4 protein-coding genes are annotated in these 4000 nt (G+C 68.0%); 1 reads left to right on the plus strand and 3 read right to left on the minus strand.

Annotated features, from left to right (window positions below; translation table 11 throughout):
• Window positions 1-15: 15 nt before the first annotated feature.
• Genes ABYB95_RS18610 through ABYB95_RS18620 form a run of 3 tightly spaced genes read right to left on the minus strand, consistent with a single transcriptional unit; the run spans window position 16 to window position 3477 of the window.
• Entirely contained in the window at window positions 16-684 is a 669-nt protein-coding gene (locus tag ABYB95_RS18610) for a glutathione S-transferase family protein (RefSeq protein ID WP_372660228.1), read from the minus strand.
• A 17-nt stretch (window positions 685-701) separates the two neighbouring features.
• A complete protein-coding gene (locus ABYB95_RS18615; RefSeq protein WP_372660230.1) occupies window positions 702-2351 on the minus strand; it encodes an AMP-binding protein in 1650 nt (549 codons plus the stop codon).
• A 52-nt stretch (window positions 2352-2403) separates the two neighbouring features.
• A complete protein-coding gene (locus ABYB95_RS18620) occupies window positions 2404-3477 on the minus strand; it encodes an AraC family transcriptional regulator (protein WP_372660232.1) in 1074 nt (357 codons plus the stop codon).
• Between the two features lie 108 nt (window positions 3478-3585).
• On the opposite strand from ABYB95_RS18620, the gene ABYB95_RS18625 reads away from it, so the two are divergent.
• On the plus strand, window positions 3586-4000 hold a 415-nt coding region (locus ABYB95_RS18625), incomplete at its 3' end, for a carboxyl transferase domain-containing protein (protein WP_372660234.1).

Raw genomic sequence — 4000 nt, forward strand, 5'->3', positions numbered from 1 at the left:
AGAAGGGCTTGCCCGTCAAGGCCGCAGATCTGGCGACGGCGTGGGGTCTACCTGTTGGGCGATGGCGGTTTCGCGTTCCACGCGCAAGGCCCGCTGAAACGCCGGGCGCTCTCGCAGGCGCTGCCAGTAGGCGACCACGGCGGGTGGGAACTGGGCGTCCAGGCCCAGGTGCTGGGCCAGCAGCAGGGCGTAGCCCACGGCCACGTCGGCGGCGGTGAAGCGCTCGGCGCAGAGGTAGGTGTGTTGTTGCACCGTGGCATCAACCGCGCGCAGCCGGGCCAGGAACCAGCGGCTGTAGTCGGTCGCCACCTGGGGCTGCTGGCGCTCGGGGGGTTCAAAGTGGGTGTAGCGCAAGACCAGGGTCTGCGGAAAGGTGAGCGTGGCGTCGCTCATGTGCAGCCAGTTGAGATAGGCGCCGTAGGCCGTTTCGCTGACGGCCACATCCAACTGGCCCGCGCTGTGGCGCGCCGCCAGGTACTGGCACATGGCGGCCGATTCGCTCATGCGGGTGTCGCCGTCTTCCAGCAGGGGAACGGTGCCCAGCGGGTTGAGCGCCAAGTAGGGCCGTGCGTGCGCACGCGGCGGAAATGGCAGCAGGCGCAGTTCGTAGGGCAGGCCCAGTTCTTCCAGCATCCACAAGGGGCGCAAGGAGCGGGCGCTGACGCAATGGTGCAAGACGAGCATGGGGGAATCTCCTGCGCTCAATGGCGCTTTTTGAGGGGGCGCAGGTCGTGCATGCCGGGCAGGCTGCGCGGGTCACAACCGTCGGGAAAGATGCGGTGCTTCTGGATTTTCTGGGTGCCGGTGGTGGGGATCTCCGCCGCAAACCAGAGCCAGCCCGGCGCTTTGTAATAGGCCAGCTGCTGGTGGCAGAAGTCGAACAGGGCGCGCGCGGTCTCGGCGTTTTCTGTGGCTTCTACGCCTTTGCCACCTTCGGGTCGCCGCAGCACCACACAGGCCAGCACTTCTTCTTCGCGCACCTCGTCGGGCAGCGCCATCACGGCGGCGTTGGCCACCAAGGGGTGGGTGAGCAGCAGGGCTTCGACCTCGGCGGCGGCGATGTTCTCGCCCGAGCGGCGGATGATGTTCTTGCGCCGGTCCATGAAATGCAGCATGCCGTCGGGGGTGCGGGTCACGATGTCGCCGCTGTGGAACCAGCCGCCGCGCCAAGCTTCTGCCGTGGCGGCGGGGTTGTCCAGGTAGCCGCTGAAGAAGTGGCGCCGTGGCGTGGCTTCGGAGTGGCGGATGACCAGCTCGCCCGGCGTGCCGTCGGGCAGCACCTGCCCGGTCTCGTCCATCACGCAGGCGTCCAGTCCAGGCCGGGCGCGGCCAAAGGCGCGCGTGCCCACTTGGCGCGGTTCGTGGCAATCGCACAAAGGCCGCACCATCTCGGTCATGCCCCAGAGTTCCAGCAGGGGAAAGCCGTAGCGCGCTTCGAACACGGCGTGCAGTTGGGGCTCCACACCGGCGCCGTAGCCAAAGCGCACCTGGTGCGCACGCTCCAGGGCGCTGGGGGGCTGGTTGAGCAGCATGGGCACCACGACGCCGAGGTAATGCACGATGGTGGCGCGGCTTTCCACCACCTCGGTCCACCAGCGGCTGGGCTGGAAGCGGTCGGTCTGCACCTGGCAGCCACCGCTGAGCAACATGCAATAGAAGGACAGGATGGACGCGTTCACATGGAACAGCGGCAGCGGGTTGTACAAGCGCTCCAGCCCTTCGCGCACCGCGCCCAGGCCGCCTTGGTGCGCGTACCAGTGGCCAGCCGCCAGCTCGTAGGTGTGCGAGAGCACGCAGCCCTTGGGCTGGCCGGTGGTGCCCGAGGTGTAGAGGATGCAGGCCGGTGTGTCGCCCACCGGTTCGCCGGGCAAGGCCGCTGTGCCTGGGCGCGGCAGGGCATGCGTGTCCAGGTCCGCCAGTTGCACGACGGGCAGTTGGTGCGCGCAAAGCGCCAGTGCCGTTTGCACGGCTTGCGCGCGCTCGGGCAGCAGCACCAGCAGGTCGGGCTTGGCGTGGTCGACCAAGTAGGCCAATTCGCGCGAACGGTAGTCGGGGTTGACCGGCACGCAGCACACGCCCAGCGCGTTGAGCGCCAGCTTGTGCAGCAGGTGTTCGGGCCGGCTTTCCAGCAACAGCGCCACGCGGTGGCCCAGCCCGTAGCCGGCGGCGCGGTAGCGGGCCATGAGGGCGCGCACCGCCACGGCGGCTTCGGCGTAGCGAATCTCCCGCCCGGCGGGGTCGTAGTTGCGCGCCGGGTTGGCGGGCACGGCCAGCAAGCTGTTGTCCGCATAGCGGTCGCAGGCTTCGAAAAAGGCCTGGCCGATGGTGGTGTCGTCGTGGATGGCGATCATGTCCACAGTCTAGGCATGCGGTGGCGCCGGTGCGCGCCATTGGGGTTGCAGATCAGGCCAATGGCGGCACCAGGCGCCGGAAGTCCGCCGGGGACTGCCCGGTCCAGCCCTTGAAGGCGCGGATAAAACTCTTCTCGTTCAGAAAGCCCGCCGCCAGCGCCACCTGTTTGATCGGGCGGCTGGTGCGTTGCAGCAGCTCGGTGGCGCGTTGCCGCCGCACCTCGTCTTTCAGGGTTTGCAGCGAAGCGCCTTCGTCTTTCAGCTGCCGGTGCAAGGTGCGGGGCGACACGTGGAGCAGGTTGGCCAGATCGTCGGCGTTGCGCGTGTCGTCGGGTTGCATCGCCAGGGCCAGGCGCACCCGTTGCACCAGCAGCCGGTCGCGCCGGTAGGCGTGCACCGTGAGCGGCAGAGCGTGTTGCAGCATCTGGTTCATGGCCGCTTCGTCGCGGCCAATGGGCAGGGCCAGGTAGCGGGCATCGAAGTGCAGGGCGGCGTGCGCCTGATCGAACACGGCGGGGCCGTCGAACAGCACGCGGTAGGCATCCACATGGTCGGGCGCGGCGTAGGGGAAACACGCGCCGTGCAGCGGGATGCGCGAATCCACCAACCAGCACGCCAGGCCCAGCACGTTGCGCAACACCGAAACCACGCAAAACTCGCTCAAGGCCTGCGGGTGTTGGTGGGCGCGGAGTTCAAGCCGGGCCGTGTCGCCCTCGGTGTGGACCGAGAGCGCCACGTCGTCGGTGAGCAGGCTGTGGTGCCTGCACCAGCGCTTGAGCGCCACGCCCAGCGTGGGCGAAGAAAGCGAGGCGCGCGCCAGCATGCCGTAGCTGCCCCAGGGCAGGGCGCGGCGAAAGCAGCCCAGGGCCTCGTCGTCGAGTTCCCGCATCGCGGCTTCTGACAGGCGCTCCATTTGTGCGGCGGTGATGCGCGCACCGGGGTTGGCCGCCGTCTCTGGCGTGATTTGTGCCAGTTTCAAGGCCTGCGACGGGTCCATGCCCCGGGCCTCGTAGGCGGCCACCATGGCCGCCACAAAACGCATCGGCGTCAAAGCCAATTGCATGGATGGGGAGGTGGACGCCGATGCGGCGCGGCGCAGGCGGTGGGGTGGGGCAAGCACGGGCATGCGGGTAGTTTGTCGAACTGTGGCGCGATTTGCAACCTGTCTGACGGCCATTGTCCGGCCCATGGGTCTATCCTCCACAATGTCCCGACCAACCATACGGAAGCCGCCATGTCGACTCTGGAGACCCAACTCAACGCCCGCTCTGCCGAATTCCAGACCAATGCCGCCGCCATGCGCGCGGTGGTGGACGACCTGAAGCTGCAGATCGAAAAAGCCACGATGGGTGGCGGCGAGAAAGCGCGGGCCAAACACACCGGGCGCGGCAAGCTGCTGCCGCGCGACCGGGTGCAAATGCTGCTCGACCCCGGCACCCCGTTCCTGGAACTGAGCCCATTGGCCGCCATGAACATGTACCCCGACCGCGACGGCAGCGACAGCGCGCCCTGCGCCGGCGTGATCACCGGCATCGGGCGTGTGAGCGGCGTGGACTGCCTGATCGTCTGCAACGACGCTACCGTGAAGGGTGGCACCTACTACCCCATGACGGTGAAAAAACACCTGCGGGCGCAAGAGGTGGCGGCGC

The sequence above is a fragment of the Hydrogenophaga sp. genome (assembly GCF_041633695.1).
GTDB lineage: Bacteria > Pseudomonadota > Gammaproteobacteria > Burkholderiales > Burkholderiaceae_C > Hydrogenophaga.